The organism is Streptomyces sp. B5E4, assembly GCF_039871555.1.
Classification (GTDB): Bacteria; Actinomycetota; Actinomycetes; order Streptomycetales; family Streptomycetaceae; genus Streptomyces.
In genome coordinates, this window is the sequence record NZ_JBDPMI010000031.1 from 1 (window position 1) to 18,607 (window position 18,607).

At 73.5% G+C, this 18,607-nt stretch carries 15 protein-coding genes; 5 read left to right on the top strand and 10 right to left on the bottom strand.

Features of this window, described 5'->3' with window-relative positions; all coding sequences use genetic code 11:
• On the bottom strand, positions 1 to 347 hold a 347-nt coding region (locus tag ABGA99_RS29625), incomplete at its 3' end, for a carboxyl transferase domain-containing protein (protein ID WP_347583811.1).
• A 215-nt stretch (positions 348 to 562) separates the two neighbouring features.
• On the opposite strand from ABGA99_RS29625, the gene ABGA99_RS29630 reads away from it, so the two are divergent.
• Both ABGA99_RS29630 and ABGA99_RS29635 read left to right on the top strand, forming a co-directional pair.
• The gene (locus ABGA99_RS29630; protein WP_347580581.1) at positions 563 to 1,063 is read left to right on the top strand and encodes a MarR family transcriptional regulator; all 501 of its coding nucleotides are present in this window, start codon (positions 563 to 565) and stop codon (positions 1,061 to 1,063) included.
• 101 nt (positions 1,064 to 1,164) lie between these two features.
• The gene (locus ABGA99_RS29635) at positions 1,165 to 2,781 is read left to right on the top strand and encodes an MFS transporter (protein ID WP_347580582.1); all 1,617 of its coding nucleotides are present in this window, start codon (positions 1,165 to 1,167) and stop codon (positions 2,779 to 2,781) included.
• Here ABGA99_RS29635 and cimA read toward each other — a convergent pair.
• Positions 2,702 to 4,330, bottom strand: a complete 1,629-nt coding sequence (cimA, locus tag ABGA99_RS29640; protein ID WP_347580583.1) for a citramalate synthase — start codon at positions 4,328 to 4,330, stop codon at positions 2,702 to 2,704. The two genes, ABGA99_RS29635 and cimA, sit on opposite strands and share 80 nt — an antisense overlap.
• A 385-nt stretch (positions 4,331 to 4,715) precedes the next feature.
• Between cimA and ABGA99_RS29645 the strand changes: the two genes are divergently transcribed.
• Positions 4,716 to 5,792 carry a S1 family peptidase gene (locus ABGA99_RS29645; protein ID WP_347580584.1) on the top strand — a complete coding sequence of 359 codons (1,077 nt, stop codon included), beginning with the start codon at positions 4,716 to 4,718 and terminating at the stop codon, positions 5,790 to 5,792.
• 58 nt (positions 5,793 to 5,850) lie between these two features.
• Here ABGA99_RS29645 and ABGA99_RS29650 read toward each other — a convergent pair whose 3' ends face one another.
• Positions 5,851 to 6,945, bottom strand: a complete 1,095-nt coding sequence (locus tag ABGA99_RS29650; protein WP_347580585.1) for a branched-chain amino acid aminotransferase — start codon at positions 6,943 to 6,945, stop codon at positions 5,851 to 5,853.
• A gap of 273 nt (positions 6,946 to 7,218) precedes the next feature.
• Positions 7,219 to 8,259: a 3-isopropylmalate dehydrogenase gene (locus ABGA99_RS29655; RefSeq protein ID WP_347580586.1), complete on the bottom strand. Its 1,041-nt coding sequence runs from the start codon at positions 8,257 to 8,259 to the stop codon at positions 7,219 to 7,221.
• Positions 8,260 to 8,390: 131 nt separating this feature from the next.
• Between ABGA99_RS29655 and ABGA99_RS29660 the strand changes: the two genes are divergently transcribed.
• A complete protein-coding gene (locus tag ABGA99_RS29660) occupies positions 8,391 to 9,968 on the top strand; it encodes a metallophosphoesterase family protein (protein ID WP_347583812.1) in 1,578 nt (525 codons plus the stop codon).
• Between the two features lie 46 nt (positions 9,969 to 10,014).
• On the opposite strand, the gene ABGA99_RS29665 is transcribed toward ABGA99_RS29660, so the two are convergent.
• The 5 genes from ABGA99_RS29665 to ABGA99_RS29685 form a co-directional block, all read right to left on the bottom strand.
• A complete protein-coding gene (locus ABGA99_RS29665; protein WP_347580588.1) occupies positions 10,015 to 10,161 on the bottom strand; it encodes a hypothetical protein in 147 nt (48 codons plus the stop codon).
• 217 nt (positions 10,162 to 10,378) lie between these two features.
• Positions 10,379 to 11,098, bottom strand: coding sequence for an HAD family hydrolase (locus tag ABGA99_RS29670; protein WP_347583813.1), 720 nt, complete (start codon positions 11,096 to 11,098; stop codon positions 10,379 to 10,381).
• A gap of 60 nt (positions 11,099 to 11,158) precedes the next feature.
• Positions 11,159 to 12,742: an FMN-binding glutamate synthase family protein gene (locus ABGA99_RS29675; protein ID WP_347580590.1), complete on the bottom strand. Its 1,584-nt coding sequence runs from the start codon at positions 12,740 to 12,742 to the stop codon at positions 11,159 to 11,161.
• A 114-nt stretch (positions 12,743 to 12,856) separates the two neighbouring features.
• The gene (gene pruA, locus ABGA99_RS29680; RefSeq protein ID WP_347580591.1) at positions 12,857 to 14,488 is read right to left on the bottom strand and encodes an L-glutamate gamma-semialdehyde dehydrogenase; all 1,632 of its coding nucleotides are present in this window, start codon (positions 14,486 to 14,488) and stop codon (positions 12,857 to 12,859) included.
• A gap of 62 nt (positions 14,489 to 14,550) precedes the next feature.
• Entirely contained in the window at positions 14,551 to 15,477 is a 927-nt protein-coding gene (locus ABGA99_RS29685) for a proline dehydrogenase family protein (RefSeq protein WP_347583814.1), read from the bottom strand.
• A 130-nt stretch (positions 15,478 to 15,607) separates the two neighbouring features.
• Here ABGA99_RS29685 and ABGA99_RS29690 point away from each other — a divergent pair, with 130 nt between their 5' ends.
• Positions 15,608 to 16,984: a helix-turn-helix domain-containing protein gene (locus tag ABGA99_RS29690; protein ID WP_347583815.1), complete on the top strand. Its 1,377-nt coding sequence runs from the start codon at positions 15,608 to 15,610 to the stop codon at positions 16,982 to 16,984.
• Between the two features lie 79 nt (positions 16,985 to 17,063).
• Here the strand turns inward: ABGA99_RS29690 and ABGA99_RS29695 are convergent, their stop codons facing one another.
• A complete protein-coding gene (locus tag ABGA99_RS29695; RefSeq protein ID WP_347580594.1) occupies positions 17,064 to 18,593 on the bottom strand; it encodes an MFS transporter in 1,530 nt (509 codons plus the stop codon).
• Positions 18,594 to 18,607: the final 14 nt, after the last annotated feature.

Genomic DNA, 18,607 nt, shown 5'->3' on the forward strand with positions numbered 1-18,607 from the left:
ATCCGGAAATCATGCGCATAGACGAACACCGTCCGCCCGTGCACCGTCCCCCAACCCGTGATCACACCATCCGTGTACGGCCTCTTCGCCTCCAGCCCGAAACCCGAGGCACGATGCCGCCGCAACGGCTCCACCTCATTGAACGACCCCTCATCCAGCAGCAGGTCGATCCGCTCCCGGGCAGTGAGCTTCCCCTTCGCCTTCTGCGCCGCGGTCGCCCGCTCACTCGGCCCCGCATGAGCCTGCTCGCGAATGCGGCGCAGTTCGGCCGCCCGCCCCCGGGCCTCGTTCTCGACGGCGCCTGCCGCCGCTGCCGCGTCGGAGGGGGCGTAGTCCACTGTGGTCATGAAACGACGGTACGGGTACTTGGGCATCGAACCTTATGTCATTTCCCTACAACGTCGGCCGGGAAATCATGAGCACCCGGCACTACGTGCAGGTGACGGGGCCAGAGATCGGCCAACGACACGTCGATCGGGGCTGTAGGGCTCCGACAAGCAGTTGGACAGATCGTTGACACACGAGAAGGTTCCGTAGCAGACATTCTTGTTAGCCTGGGGCCATGCCCACCATCCCCGCATCCCGCGCGCCCGCCCGTACCGTGCCGGACGTCACCGGCATCCTCATGCACACCGCGCACGTGCTCAACACCCGGCTGTCCGCCGCGCTGACCGAGGTCGGCCTGCTCCAGCGCGAGCAGTGTGTGCTCGTCCACGCGCTGGGAGCCGAACGCACCCAGGGCCAGCTCGCCGAGCTGTCGCGCATGGACAAGACGACGATGGTCGTGACCGTGGACGGCCTGGAGAAGGCCGGGTACGCCGAGCGGCGGCCGTCGAGCACGGACCGCCGGGCCCGCATCATCCACGTCACCGAGGCCGGCGCGGAGATCGCCGCGCGGGGCCAGGAGGTCGTCGACCGGGTGCACCGGGACGTGCTCGACGCCCTGCCGGACGCCCAGCGGGACATCTTCGTCGCCGCCCTGGAGGGCCTGACGGAAGGGCCGCTCGCCGAGCCCGTCCCGTCCGACCAGCCGGTCCGCCGTGCGCGGCAGGCCCGGCGGTAGCCGACAAGAAGGTCCGTACAAGAAAACCGAATAAGAGATAGTCCCGTAGAAAACTATCTGCTACGGTCTCTCCTGTTGCCCAACGCATCAGGAGAGGCCGCATGAACGCCACCGCCGCACCGTCAGACCGATCCCGCTGGTTCGCACTCGCGATCCTTTGCACCGGCGCGCTGATGATCGTGCTCGACGGCAGCATCGTCACCGTCGCCCTGCCCGCCATCCAGCAGGACCTCGGGTTCTCCCCCGCCGACCTGACCTGGACGGTCAACGCCTACATGATCGCCTTCGGCGGGCTGCTCCTCCTCGCCGGCCGCCTCGGTGACCTGCTCGGCCGCAAGCGGGTGTTCGTCGCCGGCATCGCGCTCTTCACCGCCGCCTCACTGCTGTGCGGCGTGGCCACCGAGCCCTGGACGCTGATCGCCGCCCGCTTCGTGCAGGGCGTCGGCGGAGCGCTGGCCTCGGCCGTCGGGCTCGGCATGATCGTCACGCTCTTCACCGACGCGAAGGAGCGGGCGAAGGCCATCGGCGCCTTCGCGTTCACCGGCGCGATCGGCGCCTCGCTGGGCCAGGTGCTCGGCGGCCTGCTCACCGACGCGCTGAGCTGGCACTGGATCTTCTTCATCAACGTGCCCATCGGGCTGGCCACCGCCGCGCTGGCGCTGCGCGTGCTGCCCGGTGACCGCGGCGTCGGTCTGGCCGCGGGCGCCGACGTCGCCGGCGCGCTGCTGGTCACCTCGGGGCTGATGCTCGGCGTCTACACCATCGTCGAGACCGAGAGCCACGGCTGGTCCTCCGGCCGCACCCTCGGCTCCGCCGCGCTCGCCGCCGCCCTGCTCGCCGGCTTCGTACTCCGCCAGGCCCGGGCCACCGCGCCGCTGCTGCCGCTGCGCGTCTTCCGCTCGCGGACCGTCGCCGGCGCCAACGCCGTCCAACTGCTCGTGATCTCGGGGATCTTCGCCTTCCAGATCATCGTGGCGCTCTACATGCAGCAGGTGCTGGGCTACGGGGCCGCCGAGACCGGTCTCGCGATGCTGCCGGCCGCCCTCACCATCGGCGTCACCTCGCTGCTCGTCTCCGCCCGGCTGGTGGCGCGGTTCGGTGAGCGGTCGGTGCTGCTGGCCGGGCTGGTGCTCCTCGCGGTCGGCCTGGCGCTGCTCGTCCGCCTTCCGCGGGACCCGGCCGAGGTCAGCTATGCGGCCCACCTGCTGCCGACGATGCTGCTGCTCAGCGGCGGCGGGCTGGTGCTGCCGGCGATGACCGCGCTGGGCATGTCCGGGGCGCGGGCGGACGACGCCGGGGTGGTGTCGGGGCTGTTCAACACCGGGCAGCAGATCGGCGGCGCGCTGGGTGTCGCGGTGCTGACCACGCTGGCGGCCGGGCGTACGGAGTCGCTGGCCGCGGCCGGGGACGGCCGGGACGCTGCGCTGACGGGCGGCTTCCAGCTCGCGTTCGGCATCGGGGCGGTGCTGGTCGCCGCGTCGGCGGTGCTGACGGTCGCGGTGCTGCGGCCCCGGACGACCGGCGGCCCGCGGCAGCCGGGCGGCGGTACGGCGGGTGCCGGTGCGGCGGGTGCCGGTGCGGCGGGTGCCGGTGCGGCGGGTGCCGGTGCGGCTTCCGGCGCCTCCCCGGCACCCGGCGCTACTCCTGCGGCACGACCCCGGCCCGTAGCAGACCGTAGGCGTACGCATCGTCCAGCGCCTGCCACGACGCCGCGATGACGTTGTCCGCGACCCCGACGGTGTCCCACTCGCCGCGGCCGTCGCCGGTGGTGATGAGCACCCGCGTTGTCGACGCCGTGCCGTGGGTCCCCTCCAGGATCCGCACCTTGTAGTCGATGAGCTCGAAGTCGGCGAGCTGGGGGTAGATCCGCTCCAGCGCCACCCGCAGGGCCCGGTCCAGCGCATGGACCGGGCCTTTGCCCTCGGCCGTGACGACGGCCCGCTCGCCCTTCGCCCACAGCTTGACCGTGGCCTCGTTGGCGTGGGTGCCGTCGGGCCGGTCCTCGACGATGGCCCGCCAGGACTCGGTACGGAAGTAGCGCCGCGTCCGGCCGGACTCGCGCAGTTGCAGCTCCTCGCGGAGCAGCAGCTCGAAGGAGGCGTCGGCGGCCTCGTACGTCAGCCCGCGGAGCTCGTTCTCCTTGACCCGCTCCACCACCCGGCCCAGCAGCTCGCGGTCGTCGCCGAGGTCGAGGCCGAGGTCCTTGCCCTTCAGCTCGATGGACGCGCGTCCTGCCATGTCGGAGACCAGCATGCGCAGCCGGTTGCCGACCAGCTCGGGGTCGATGTGCTGGTAGAGGTCGGGATCGACCTTGATCGCGGAGGCGTGCAGGCCGGCCTTGTGGGCGAAGGCCGAGACGCCCACGTACGGCTGGTGGGTGGCGGGTGCGATGTTGACGACCTCGGCGACGGCGTGGGAGATCCGGGTCATCTCCGCCAGCTTGCCCGCGGGCAGCACCCGCATGTCGTACTTCAGCTCCAGCGCGGCCACCACCGGGAAGAGGTTGGCGTTGCCGACGCGCTCGCCGTAGCCGTTGGCGGTGCACTGCACGTGGGTGGCGCCGCCGTCGACGGCGGCCAGGGTGTTGGCCACGGCGCAGCCGGAGTCGTCCTGGGCGTGCATGCCCAGCCGCGCGCCGGTGGCGGCCAGTACCTCGGCGACGGTCTCGCGCACCTGGCCGGGAAGCATGCCGCCGTTGGTGTCGCAGAGCACGACGACCTCGGCGCCGGCCTCGTGCGCGGCCGCGACGACCTGCTTGGCGTACGCGGCGTTCGCGCGGTGGCCGTCGAAGAAGTGCTCGCAGTCGACGAAGACCCGGCGGCCGTGCTCGCGCAGGAACGCGACCGTGTCGCGGACCATCGCCAGGTTCTCGGCGAGCGTGGTGCGCAGCGCCAGCTCCACGTGCCGGTCGTGCGACTTGGCGACCAGGGTGACGACGGGGGCCTTCGACTCCAGCAGGGCGAGGACCTGGGGGTCGTCCTCGACCCGTACGCCCGCCTTGCGGGTGGCGCCGAAGGCGACGAGCTGGGCGTGCCGGAAGTCGATCTCGTCGCCGGCGCGGCGGAAGAACTCCGTGTCCCGGGGCACCGCGCCGGGCCAGCCGCCCTCGATGAAGCCCACGCCGAAGTCGTCGAGGTGCCGGGCGATGGCCAGCTTGTCCGCGACGGTCAGGCTGATGCCCTCGCGCTGCGCGCCGTCGCGCAGCGTGGTGTCGAAGACGTGGAACGCGTCGTCGGGGGCCTCGGGGGCGGCAGGCTCTGTGCTCATCGAAGTGCTCCTGTCGGGATGGTGTGCTCTCCGGTCCCGGAAATGGAAAAGACCCCTCGCGGGTCGCGAGAGGTCTGCGCGCGGGTCTGGGACGCGGTGAGCCAGCACCGCATGCGGATCGCGGTACGGGTCAGCGCGGACCGGCGCGCCTGTTGCCAATAATCATGACGGCAAACGGGGTCACGTCGGGCAGTCTGGCACACACTCCGCCGGGACTGGAGCCCCGTCTCACGATACGGGCAGAGGGCCCACGATTCGTACGCGGAGGTCAGGGCGCATTTGCGGTCTTGTGTGGATGACATGCGCGTGCCAATTTGGTCCAGGCCAGTCGGTACGGCACCTCCCACACAACCCCCACATGGTTCACACAAAGGAGAACCACCGCATGAGACCCCAGATGTCCGCGCGTCTGGGCGGCACCCTCGCCGCCCTTCTCCTCCTCGGCACCGCCGCCCTCGGCTCCACGGCCGCCGCGGCCTCCCCGCCGGCCGACCGTCCCGAGCAGGGGGTGCAGGCCGACGCCGCGACCCTCGCGCTCGACGCCGGCGTCACCCGCGCCCTCGGCTCCGACAGCGCCGGTACGTACCTGGACGCCGAGACCGGCGACCTGGTCGTGACCGTCACCGACAAGGCCGCCGCCGCCGAGGCCCGCGCCGCCGGCGCCCGCGCCGAGCTGGTCGAGCACAGCGCCGCCGAACTGCGCTCCGCGATGGGCGCATTCGAGGACCGCGCGAAGATCACCGGCACCTCCTGGGGTGTCGATCCGGCCACCAACCAGATAGCCGTGCAGGCCGACTCCACCGTCTCCGCCGCCGAGTACGCGAAGCTGCAGCGGGTCGCGAAGAGCCTCGACGGCGCGGCCCGGGTGGAACGGGTACCCGGGGCGTTCAAGAAGGAGGTCCTCGGCGGCGACGCGATCTACGGCGGCGGCTACCGCTGCTCCGCGGCGTTCAACGTGTCGAACAGCAACGGCCGCTACTTCGTCACCGCCGGCCACTGCACCAACGCCGGCGCCTCCTGGTCGGCCACCAGCGGCGGCGCGCAGATCGGCACCCGCTACGGCACCAGCTTCCCGACCAACGACTACGGCATCGTCCGCTACACCGACGGCTCCTCCCCCGCGGGCACCGTGAACCTCTACAACGGCAGCACCCGGGACATCTCCAGCGCCGCCAACGCCGTCGTCGGCCAGGCCATCCAGAAGAGCGGGTCCACCACCCAGGTCACCAGCGGCACCGTGACCGCGGTGAACGTGACCGTCAACTACAGCGAAGGCCCCGTCTACAACATGGTCCGCACCACCGCCTGCTCCGCCGGCGGCGACAGCGGCGGCGCCCACTTCTCGGGCACCGTCGCGTACGGCATCCACTCCGGCAGCTCGGGCTGCAGCGGCACCAACGGCTCCGCCATCCACCAGCCGGTCACCGAGGCGCTCAGCGCGTACGGCGTGAGCGTCTACTGACGCACCCGCCCCACCGCGGCACCCGACGCCGCGGCGCGTGCCTCAGCCCGCGGCGTACTCAGCCCAGCTCGTGCATCCAGCCGTGCGGGTCCGGCGCCTGCCCCGTCTGCACGTCGACCAGCGCCTTGCGCAGCCGCGCCGTGATCGGCCCCATCGCCCCGTCGGCGACCGTCCACTCGGCCGTGCTCGACTTGGCGTGCCCCACCGGGGTGATGACCGCCGCGGTGCCGCAGGCGAAGGTCTCCGAGATCGTGCCGTCCTGGCAGCCGGCCTGCCACTCCTCCTTGGAGATCCGCACCTCGCCGGTCCGGTAGCCGAGGTCGGCGGCGATGGTCAGCAGCGAGTCGCGGGTGATGCCCGGCAGCAGCGTTCCGGTCAGCTCGGGCGTGACCACCTCCGCGCCGGGGCCCTCGCCCCGCACGAAGTACAGGTTCATCCCGCCCATTTCCTCGATCCACCGGCGCTCCACCGCGTCCAGCCACACCACCTGGTCGCAGCCCTGCTGGACGGCCTGGAGGGTGGCGGCCATCGCGCCCGCATAGTTGCCCGCGCACTTGGCCTCGCCGGTGCCGCCGGGCGCGGCGCGCACGTACTCCTCGGTGAGCCAGACCGACACCGGCTTGATGCCGCCCGTGAAATACGCGCCGGCGGGCGAGGCCAGCACCATGAACAGGTACTCGTGCGCCGGCGAGTTCACGCCGAGGCCGACCTCGGTGGCGAACATGAACGGGCGCAGGTAGAGCGACTCCTCGCCGGTGCCCGGCACCCACGCCTTGTCCTGGCGCACCAGCGCGTCGATGGCCGCCACGAAGGTCTCGACGGGCAGTTCCGGCATCGCCAGCCGGCGCGCGGAGAGCTGGAAGCGGCGCGCGTTGGCGTCCGGCCGGAAGGTGCGGACGCTGCCGTCCGGCTGCCGGTAGGCCTTCAGCCCCTCGAAGATGGACTGCCCGTAGTGCAGCGCCATCGTCGCCGGGTCGAGGGTGAGCGGCGCATACGGCTGGAGCTGCGCCTCGTGCCAGCCGCGGCCTTCGGTCCACTTGATCGTGACCATGTGGTCGGTGAAGTGCTTGCCGAAGCCGGGGTTGGTCAGGATCGCCTCGCGCTCCGCGTCGGACAGCGGGTGCGCGGACGGCTTGAGCTCGATCGTGGTCATGAGATTCGTGTCCTTCACCGTTCGGTGGGTGGCGGACCGCGTCCCGTACCGAGGTCCTCGCACCCGAAGGTACTAGGACGTCCGAGCATTACCCCGTGCCGCGGCCCCGCTGTCGATTATGACGTGGGCGTGGGCAGCGGCAAGCGTGGCGGTGGTACGCGGCCCGAAGGGTCATCGTCGCACCCGACGCCGCCCGGAGGGCAGCGTCGGTCGGCCGTACGGACAAACCTGACCGGCCGGGCCGGCCGCGGCGAGCGTGTGTGGTCCCGGCGGTCAGCCGGATACTCGGGCGGCGAGCGCGTCGCCGATCTCGTCCGTGCTGCGCACGGCGGTGCCCCGCGCGGCGAGGTCGGTCTCGACGGCCTCCTCGACACGGGTGGCCTGCGCGGCGTAGCCGAGGTGGCGCAGCAGCAGGGCGACCGACAGGACCGTGGCCGTCGGGTCGGCCTTGCCGGTGCCGGCGATGTCCGGCGCGGAGCCGTGGACCGGCTCGAACATCGACGGGAAGGCGCCGGTCGGGTTGATGTTCCCGGAGGCGGCGAGGCCGATGCCGCCGCTGATGGCGGCGGCGAGGTCGGTGAGGATGTCGCCGAAGAGGTTGTCGGTGACGATCACGTCGAACCGCTCGGGCTGGGTGGTGAGGAAGATCGTCGCGGCGTCGACGTGCAGGTAGTCCGTGGCGACGTCGGGGTACTCGGCGCCGACCCGGTCGAAGGTGTTCTTCCACAGGTGGCCGGCGTAGACGAGCACGTTGTTCTTGTGCACGAGGGTCAGCTTCTTGCGCGGGCGGGCCTGGGCGCGCTCGTACGCGTCCCGGACCACGCGCTCCACGCCGTACGCGGTATTGACGCTGACCTCGGTGGCGACCTCGGCGGGGGTGCCGGTGCGCAGGCTGCCGCCGTTGCCGGTGTACGGGCCCTCGGTGCCCTCGCGGACGACGACGAAGTCGATGGCGGGGCGGCCGGCGAGCGGGGTGTCGGTGCCGGGGAAGAGCTTCGACGGGCGCAGGTTCACGTAGTGGTCGAAGGCGAAGCGCAGCTTCAGCAGCAGCCCGCGCTCCAGCACGCCGGACGGCACCGAGGGGTCGCCGATGGCGCCGAGCAGGATCGCGTCGTAGTCCTTGAGGGCCGTCAGCTCCGCGTCCGGCAGGGTCTCGCCGGTGGCGTGCCAGCGGCGGGCGCCCAGGTCGTAGCTCTCGGTCTCCAGCTTCACGTCCTGCGGCAGGACGGCGGAGAGCACTTTCAGGCCCTGGGCCACGACCTCGGGGCCGATGCCGTCGCCGGGAATGGACGCGAGACGAATGCTGCGAGACATGAAGGGGAGCCTACGCGCTTCGTCTTGCGGGATGACACCGCCGTCCGGGATGTGGACATACCGCGGGCGTTCACCACGCCGACGTCCGCGGTTCTCCGGTGCGCCGCGGCCGAGGGGGAATGCTCGGCCATATGGACACCCCCGGCTTCGGCATCCCCCCACGGCTCGCCCGCAGCATGAGCATGGCCGAACAGCACGAGTACCTGCGGCGCGCGCTCTCCCGCCGCCGGGTCGTCACCGGCGCGGGCGGGCTGGCCGGCGGGCTGCTGCTCGCCGGGTGCGGCGACGGCGGCGGGGGCGGGGGGTCCGGGCGTACGGACGACTCCCCCGCCGACTCCGTCAGCCCCGCACCCTCCGGGGCGCCCGCGGCGTTCGGCCGGCATCTGGCGTTCGGCGCCGACCCGCGCAGCCAGATGCGCGTCGGCTGGCAGCTCCCGCTGCCGGTGCGCCGGCCGTACGTCCGCTTCGGCACGGACCGCGGCGACCTCGGCGAGCGCGTCGAGGCAGAGATCCGGCCGCTGAAGACCCCCGCGCTCAGCGGCCTTCCGGCGGTGGAGCAGCACTACGTGCACGCCGCGCTCGACGGGCTGGAGCCCGGGACGGAGTACGTCTACGGGCTCGGCCACGAGGAGTTCGACCCGGCCGCCTCGCCGGGCGCCGAGGCGCACCTGGCGAAGTTCCGTACCGCGCCCGCCGGGCCGGAGCGCTTCGTCTTCACCGCCTTCGGCGACCAGGGCACCGGCCGCGCCGCCCGCGCGATCACCCGGCGCATCGGCGCGCTGCCCGGCGGCCCGCCGGCGTTCCACCTGCACGCCGGCGACATCTGCTACGCCGAGGACTCCGGACAGGGGCTGGAGAGCGACCACTACGACGCCCGGGTGTGGGACCGCTTCCTGCGGCAGATCGACCCGGTGTCCTCGCGGGTCCCGTGGATGCCGGCGATGGGCAATCACGACATGGAGGCGTGGTACTCCCCCGGCGGCTATGGCGGCCAGCGCGCCCGCTGGAGCCTGCCGGACAACGGCTTCGACCCGCGGGAGGCACCCGGTTCGTACTCCTTCGTCCACGGCAACGTCGCCGTCGTGGCGCTGGACGCCAACGACGTGTCGTACGAGATCCCGGCCAACCTCGGCTTCACCGGCGGCGCACAGACGCGCTGGCTGGACCGGCGGCTCGCGGAGCTGCGGAAGAGGCCGGGCGTCGACTTCCTCGTGGTCTTCTTCCACCACTGCGCGTACTCCACCAGCACGCACGCCTCGGACGGCGGGGTGCGGGAGCACTTCACGCCGCTGTTCGACACCCACCGCGTCGATCTGGTGGTCAACGGCCACAACCACGTCTACGAGCGGACCGACGCGCTGCGCGCCGGGGCCCTGACCCGCCCGCTGCCCGTCGGCGGCTCGGTGGACACCGAGCGGCACGGCGCGGTCTACGTGACCGCGGGCGGCGGCGGGCGCAAGCTGTACGACTTCAGCGCGCCGGACAGCTACGAGGGCCGGCGCCGCGACCGCGACGTCGTGCACACCTTCTCCTGGGCGCACGGAGGCGAAAGGGCGCTGGAGGACGTGGAGTGGTCGCGGGTGCGCTACACCGGCTACTCGTTCCTGGCGGTGGAGTCCCGGCCGGGCACCTCGCCCGCGCTGCGGGTCGCCGCGTATGCCGAAGACGGCACGCGGATCGACCGGTTCGAGCTGGTACGGGGCCGCTGAGCGGCCGCCGTGCGCGGGCCGGGTACGGGCGTGGCGGGGCGGCGGCTCAGTGGCCGGTCGCGCCGCCGTTGTCGCGGCGGTCGAACGCCCGCTGCAGCGCGGCGGCGGCGTTCTTCCGGGCGATCGCGGAGTCCCGGTTCTGCTCGGTGCGGGCGGCGTAGCGGGCGCGGCGGACCGTGGTGGTGGCAGCCATGGGGCAGCTCCTCTGGGCGCGGGGGGGAAGACGTGGGGGACGCCGCTGGGGCGGGAGCGGCGCCGCAGGGGTGACCTGCGTGGAGGCGCCAGACCTCGACCACCGTCGCTGTTCGGCGAGCGTTCGGCTCCTCTAAAAGTAGGACGTCAAAGCGTTCTTGTCTCGCCATATACTCGGGCTTCCTACTATCTGAGACGGCACCCCCGCCGACCTGCGGTCATCTGGACGAGTCCAGGGTGCCCAGCAGCGGCCCGAGCTGGGCGGGCGAGGTGATGCGGCGCACGTCCGGGGCCGCCGTCCCGGCCGCCCGGACGCCCGCACCCGCGCGGTCCAGCCAGATCCCCGTCAGCCCCGCCGCGTCCGCGCCCGCCGCGTCGGTGTCCGGCCGGTCGCCGACGTACGCGACGCGCTCCGGCGGCAGCCCCAGGGCGGCGCAGGCGGCGTGGAAGGCGCCGGCGGCGGGCTTGGCGACGCCGATCTCCTCGGAGCACACCAGCGCCTCGAAGCGGTCGTGCACGCCGATGGCGCGGAGCTTCTCCTCCTGGTGCGGGGCGCTGTTGTTGGACAGCAGGCCGTGCCGGCGGGCCGGGGTGAGGCCGTCGAGCGCCGGTACGACGTCGGGGAAGACCCGCCAGTGCCGCCGGTACGCGGCCAGGTAGCCGGCCATCCAGACGTCGGCCTCGGCATCGGTCAGCGGCCGGCCGGCGAGCACCCGGGCCCGCTCGCGGCGCTGGGCCAGGAAGGTGAACTCGCCGGCGAGGTAGCGGTCGACGTACTCCTCGGAGACCTCGTGCCAGTGCGCCGCGGCGGCCTCCGGCGAGGCGTACCGGCCCAGCAGGCCGCGGTCGGTCAGGTACTCCAGCGCGGCGCGCCGCTCGGCGCCGGAGTGGTCGAAGATCGTGTCGTCGATGTCCCAGACCACGGCGAGGATCCGCATGTCACGACGGTAACGCGGGGAGGGCTCCGACCGCCGCCGGAGGGCATGCGGAGGCCGCCGTCAGACCGTGAAGCGGTCCGGGTCGGCCGCCGCCCAGTCCGCCGCCCAGGCCCGCGGCGGCTCGGCCAGGAGCTGCCCGGGCGCCGGCGGCGGCAGGGGCCGGTCGTCGCGGCGGACGGCGCGGGGCTCGATGCGGACGCGCAGTTGGTGCCGGCGCAGCCGGGCCGGGTCGTCCACGCCCATCGCCGACATGATCTCCAGGGCGCTCTGCACGGTGGCGCGCTGGAAGCGCTCGACGCGCACGGTCTTGTCGGCCACGTCCAGCGCGTGCACCCGGCGCGGGTCCTGCGTGGTCACCCCGACCGGACAGGTGTTGGTGTGGCAGCGCTGCGTCTGCAGACAGCCGAGGGCGAACATCATCGCGCGGGCCGAGTTGGTGTAGTCCGCGCCCTGGACGAGCCGCTTGACGATGTCGGCCCCGGTGGCGACCTTGCCCGCGACGCCGATGCGGACACGGTCCCGCAGCCCGGTGCCGATGAGGGCGCCGTGGACGGCCGCCAGCCCCTGGGTGAGCGGGGCGCCGATGTTGTCGGCGAACTCCAGCGGGGCCGCCCCCGTACCGCCTTCCGAGCCGTCGACCAGGATGAAGTCGGGCGCGGTGCCCTCGGCGAGCATCGCCTTGCAGACCGCGAGAAGCTGCACCCGCGAGCCCACGCACAGCTTGATCCCGGTCGGCTTGCCGCCGGCCAGCTCCCGCATCCGGGCGACGAACCGCACCAGCTCGCGCGGGGTGGAGAAGACCCGGTGGTACGGCGGCGAGACCACGGTCCTGCCCTGGGGCACGCCGCGCGCACGGGCGATCGCGGCGTCGACCTTGGCGCCGGGCAGCAGCCCGCCGATGCCGGGCTTGGCACCCTGGGACAGCTTCAGCGACACGCACTTGACCCGGTCGTCGGCGGCCTTGTCGGCGAACTGCCGGGGATCGAAGTCGCCGTCGGGGGTACGGCAGCCGAAGTAGCCGGTGCCCAGCTCCCACACCAGGTCGCCGCCGGGCCGCAGATGGAACTCGGAGATGCCGCCCTCGCCGGTGTCGTGCGCGAAGCCGCCGCGGGCGGCGCCGCCGTTGAGCGCGAGGATGGCGTGGGAGGAGATCGCGCCGAAGCTCATCGCGGAGACATTCAGCAGCGCCATGTCGTACGGCCTGGTGCAGTCGGGTCCGCCGACGCGGACCCGCGGCGGGGTCGTGGGCATCCGCACCGGGGCCATGGAGTGCACGAGGAACTGGTAGCCGGGGGCCTCCACGTCACGCTCCGTGCCGAAGGGCTCCTCGGCGTCGGTGCCCTTGGCGCGCTCGTAGACGATGCTGCGCACGTTGCGGTCGAAGGGGCGGCCGTCGAAGTTGCGCTCGATGAAGTACTGCTGGAGCTCGGGGCGGATCTTTTCCAGCAGGAAGCGCAGATGGCCCACCAGCGGGTAGTTCCGCAGCACCGAGTGGCGGCGCTGGAGCACGTCCCACACCCCGAGCGCGGTGAGCGCCAGGAGCACGCCCGCGGCCGGCCACCACGCGCCCGAGACCAGCGTCGCGGCGAGGGTGCACCCGATGGCGGCCACGACGACGGCGGCGAAGAAGCTCGTCCTCTTCATACGCGATCCATCCGACCACAGCACCGGCCCGCGCGCATGGGACCGCCCCCGGCCGACGGGGGAGGCGACCGGGGGCGGCGTGGGTGGGGACCGCGCGGAGCGGTCCTCGGGGCGTCAGCCCATGTGGGGGTAGCGGTAGTCGGTCGGAGCGTCCATCGTCTCCTTGATGGCGCGCGGCGAGGACCAGCGCAGCAGGTTGAACTTCGAGCCCGCCTTGTCGTTGGTGCCGGAGGCGCGGGCACCGCCGAAGGGCTGCTGGCCGACGATCGAGCCGGTGGGCCGGTCGTTGACGTAGAAGTTGCCGGCCGCGAAGCGCAGCCGCCGGGTCGCGTCGGCGATGACGGCGCGGTCCTGCGCGAGGACGGCACCGGTCAGGGCGTACGCGGCGACGGACTCCATCTGGTCCAGCATCGTGTCGTAGGCGTCGTCCTCGTACACATGCACGGCGATGATCGGGCCGAAGTACTCCTCGGTGAAGACCTCGTTCTCCGGGTCCGAGCAGACGACGACGGTGGGGCGGACGAAGTAGCCGACGGAGTCGTCGTACGTGCCGCCCGCGACGATCTCGCACGCCGGGTCGGCCTTGGCGCGGTCGATGGCGGCCTTGTTCTTCGCGAACGCCCGGTCGTCGATGACCGCGCCGATGAAGTTCGCCAGGTCGGTGACGTCGCCCATGGCCAGGCTCTCGGTCTCGGCGACCAGCGCCTCCTTCAGCCCGCCGTCCCACAGCGAGCGCGGGACGTACGCCCGGGAGGCGGCCGAGCACTTCTGGCCCTGGTACTCGAAGGCGCCGCGGGTGAGGGCGGTCTTCAGCTTCGCCGGGTCCGCGGTCGGGTGGGCGACGATGAAGTCCTTGCCGCCGGTCTCGCCGACGATCCGCGGGTACGCCTTGTAGCCGGCCAGGTTCTTGCCGACCTCGCCCCACAGGTGCTGGAACGTGCGGGTGGAGCCGGTGAAGTGGATGCCGGCCAGGTCCGGGTGCGGCAGCGCGACCTCGGAGACCTCCTTGCCGTCGCCGGTGACGAGGTTGATGACGCCGGGCGGCATCCCGGCCTCCTCCAGCAGCCGCATGAGCAGCACGGCGGCGTGCGTCTGGGTCGGCGAGGGCTTCCAGACCACGACGTTGCCCATGAGGGCGGGCGCGGTCGGCAGGTTGCCGGCGATCGCGGTGAAGTTGAAGGGCGTGATCGCGTAGACGAAGCCCTCCAGCGGGCGGTGGTCGAGCCGGTTCCACACGCCGGGCGGCTGGATCGGCGGCTGCTCGTCCATGATCTGGCGGGCGAAGTGGACGTTGAAGCGCCAGAAGTCGATCAGCTCGCAGGGCGCGTCGATCTCCGCCTGCTGCGCGGTCTTCGACTGGCCGAGCATGGTGGACGCGGCGATCGTCTCGCGCCACGGCCCCGCGAGCAGGTCGGCGGCCTTGAGCAGGATCGCGGCGCGGTCGTCGAAGGACAGCGCGCGCCAGCCGGGCGCGGCGGCCAGGGCGGCGTCGATGGCGTCCTGCGCGTCGGCGCGGGTGGCGGTGCCGTACGTGCCGAGGACGGCCTTGTGCTTGTGCGGCTGCACGACGTCGACGCGCGCGCCGCCGCCCATGCGGTGTACGCCGCCGATGGTCATCGGCAGCTCCATGGGGCTCTCGGCCAGCTCCTTGAGCCTGGCCTCCAGCCGCGCACGCTCCGGCGTGCCGGGGGCGTAGGTGTGCACCGGCTCGTTGTACGGGGCGGGGACCTGGGTCACAGCGTCCATGGTTGCCGTTCTCCTTCGAGGTGCTGAGCCTTTCGGGGGCTCTCGGGGGCTCGCGGGGGTCGTCAGCGACGGCCGGCCAGGGCGCGCAGGAAGAAGGCCGTGTTCGCCGGGCGCTCGGCGAGCCTGCGCATGAAGTAGCCGTACCAGTCGGTGCCGTAGGGGGTGTAGACGCGCATCCGGTGGCCCTCGGCCACCAGCCGCTGCTGCTCCTGGGTGCGGATGCCGTAGAGCATCTGGAACTCGTACTCGTCGGCCTTGCGGCCGTGCCGGCGGGCGAGCTCCTGGGTGATGGCGATCATCCGGGGGTCGTGGGTGCCGACCATGGGGTAGCCGCGGCCGGTCATGAGGATCTTCAGGCAGCGGACGTACGCCCGGTCCACCTCCAGCCTGTCCTGGAAGGCGACGACGGCCGGCTCCTTGTACGCGCCCTTGACCAGCCGCACCCGCGAGCCCTCGCCGGCGAGGACGCGGCAGTCCTCCTCGGTGCGGAAGAGGTAGGCCTGCAGCACCGCGCCGGTCTGGGGGAAGCGCTCGCGCAGGGTGCGCAGGACGGCGAGGGTGGAGTCGACGGTGGTGTGGTCCTCCATGTCGAGGGTGACCGTGGTGCCGGCCGCCGCGGCGGCTTCGACCACCGGAGTGACGTGGGCGAGCGCGAGGTCGTGGCCGCCGGGCAGCCCCTGGCCGAAGGCGGAGAGCTTCACGGACATCTCGGCGCGGGCCCCGAGCCCCTCGCGCTTCAGCGCCTCGGTGAGCCTGAGGTACGCATCCCGGGCGCGCAGCGCCTCGCGGGGGTCGGTGACGTCCTCGCCGAGGTGGTCGAGGGTGACCTCCAGGCCGCGGGCGGCCAGGTCGCGGACGGCGGCGACGGCGTCGGCCAGCTCCTCGCCGGCCACGAAGCGCGCGACCACCTGGCGGCTGACCGGCGCGGCCGAGACGACGCGACGGATTCCCTCGCTGCGCGCGGCGGCGAGAAGCACGGGACCCAGCACTGGGCACCTCCACGGTCGGGGCGCAGGTAACACCTCCGTGAAATCTAAGGATCGCTCCGATCCTGGGCCATCGACACCTGTCACGCATCCGAGAGCGCCGCCTCATACAGATGTATGAGAGGCTGCGGTCATGCGCGGCGACTACCAGCAGTTGGTGGACGAGGTCTCGGCGGCGCTCGGCGCCCCCGCCACCCTGGAGGACCGGGACTTCGGGCTGATCGCCTTCGGCGTCCACGACACCGGCGACGGCTCGTCGGGCGGCGTCTCCTCGCTCATGGACCCGGTCCGGACGAAGTCCATCCTGCACCGGCGCTCCACGGCGGAGGTGCGGGCGTGGTTCGAGGCGTACGGGATCGCCCGCGCGACCGGGCCGATGCGGATCCCGCCGGACCCCTCCGCGGGGGTGCTCACCGGGCGGATCTGCCTGCCGGCGCGGCACGACGGGGTGGTGCAGGGGTACGTCTGGCTGCTCGACGACGGGCATCTGGCCGACGTCGAGCTGGGCGGGCCCGGCCGGGCGCCGGACCCGCGGATCGCGCAGGCCATGCGGACCGCGGCGCGGATCGGGGCGCTGCTGGCGGCGGAGACCCGGGCGGGCGCGGCGGCGGGGGCGCTGCTGCACGACGTGCTGGCGGGTCCCGCGGCGGGCCGGGACGCGGCGCTGGCGGAGCTGCGGGATGCGCTGCCGGGCGGTACGGCGGGGCCGGTGGCGGCGGTGGCGGTGCTGCCCTGGCGGCCGGCGGACCCGGCGGCGCCGGGCCCGGGACTGCCCCGGACGGCGGCGACGACGGTGCTGCGGGTGGGGGGCGCGGGCCGGGAGGCACGGGCGGGCGCGGCGGCGGCCGGCGAGACGGGGGCCGGCGGCGAGGCGGAACCGGTACGGGCGCTGGCGGCGCTGGTGCTGCTGCCGTCCGCGGGGTCGGTCGAACCGGCGGTGGCGGCGGCGGAGCGGCTGCTGCACGTCGCGGCGGGCGGGGCTGCGGGCGGGGTTTCCGGCGGGGCACGGAGAGGCGCGCCGGGCGAGGCGGCGGCGGAGGCGCGGCGTGGGGCGCGTACCCGCCCCGGAGAGACCACCGCCGGGGCCCCCGCGGCGGGGGCCCCGGACGTCGTCGCCGGCGTCGGCGACGCGCGGGCGGGCCTGGGCGGGATGCCGGGCACCTGGCGCGAGGCGCTGGCCGCCGCCCGGGCGGCGCGGGCCGCACCGAAGCTGGGCCCGGTGGCGCGGTGGCCGGACATCGGCCCGTACCGGCTGCTCACCGACCTGCCCGGCGGCGTCGACCCGGCGGTCGGCCGGCTGCTGGAGCCGGCCCACGCCGCCCTGGCCCGGACCGCCGAGGTCTACCTCGACCACGCCGGCCAGGCCGCCCGCACCGCCGCGGCGCTGGGCATCCACCGCCAGACGCTGTACTACCGGCTGTCCCGCGTCGAGGAGCTGACCGGCCTCGACCTGGCCGCGGGCGAAGACCGCCTGCTCCTCCACATGTCCCTCAAGTCCGCCCGCCTCTGACCGCCCCCGCGTACACCCACGCGGCACGCGGCAGCCCTCTGCCCCTCCACCCGCCGCGCCGGCCGCAGGCGGAGACCCATCAGCCCAGGTGTGCCGCCGGGGCGGGCGCCGGGGCGCCGGACTCGGAGCCGGCGGGGCGCGGGGTGTTCATCACCACCGCCACCACCGCCGCCGCGGCGATCAGGATCACCGACGCCACCGTGTACGCCGAGCCGAAGCCCTCGACCAGGCCCGCCTTGACCACCTCCGGCACCGGCCCGCCCGCGGCCCGCCGCTCCTCCAGCGCACCCGCGTCCGGCAGGCGCTCGGCGAGGTAGTCCGCGGTGGTGCCGGTCGCCACGGTGTTGAGCAGCGCGGTGCCGATCGAGCCGCCGATCTGCTGGGCGGTGTTGACCGTCGCCGAGGCGACCCCGGCCTCCTCCTCGCGCACGCCGTAGGTGGCGTAGTTGATCGCCGGGGCCATCACCAGCCCCATCCCGAAGCCCACGACCAGCTCCGCCGGCAGCACCCCTGCCGCGTAGGAGGTGCCGACGTCCACCGTCGCCAGCCAGCCCGTGCCGGCCGCGGCGCACAGCAGCCCGGGGACGACCAGCGCGCGCGGCGGCACCCTGGGCAGCAGCCGGCTGGCGAGCCCGCCCGCGCCGGCCAGCACCCCCGCCGTCAGCGGCAGGAAGGCCACCCCGGTCCTGAGCGCCGAGTAGCCCATGACGACCTGCATGTAGTAGGTGAGGAAGAGGAACATGGCGAACATCCCCACCGTGGCCAGCGCGATGCCCAGGAACGCACTCCCCCGGGCCCGGCTGAGCACCACCCGCAGCGGCAGCAGCGGCGCCGCGGCGTTCCGCTCGTGCAGCACGAACCCGGTGAGCAGCGCCACGCCGAGGAAGAGCAGGCCCAGGACGAGCGCGGAGTCCCAGCCCTCGGACTCCGCCTCGCTGCACCCGTAGACGACGGCGACCAGGCCGGTCACCGCGAGCAGTGCGCCGGGCACGTCGATCTTCTGCCGCACCTGCGGGCGGGTGTCGGCGGGCAGCACCCACCAGCCGGCCGCCGCCAGCACCGCGATGGGCACGTTCACGTACAGGCACCAGCGCCAGTCCAGATACTCGGTCAGCGCCCCACCCGTGACCAGGCCGATCGCACCGCCGCCGCCGGCGATCACGCCGAAGATGCCGAAGGCGCGAGCGCGTTCGCGCCGCTCGGTGAAGCTCGTGGTGAGCAGCGACAGCGCCGCAGGCGCGAGCAGCGCGGCGAACGCCCCCTGCGCGGCCCGCGCGCCCAGCAGCGCGCCGAAGCCGGGTGCCGCGCCGCCGAGCGCGGAGGCGGCGGCGAAGCCGACGAGCCCGGTGAGAAAGGCCCGGCGGCGGCCGGTGTAGTCGGCGATCCGGCCGCCGAGGAGCAGTAGGCCGCCGAAGGCCAGGGTGTACGCGGTGATCACCCATTGCCGGTCTCCGTCGGAGATGTCCAGGTCCGCCTGGGCGGACGGCAGGGCGATGTTCACGATCGTGACGTCCAGGACGATCATGAGCTGCGCCAGCCCGATGAAGACGAGCGCGAGCCAGCGCCGCGAAGCGGGCGACCCGGTCGTCGGGCTCTTTGTAGTGTCCATGCCACTACCTTTCT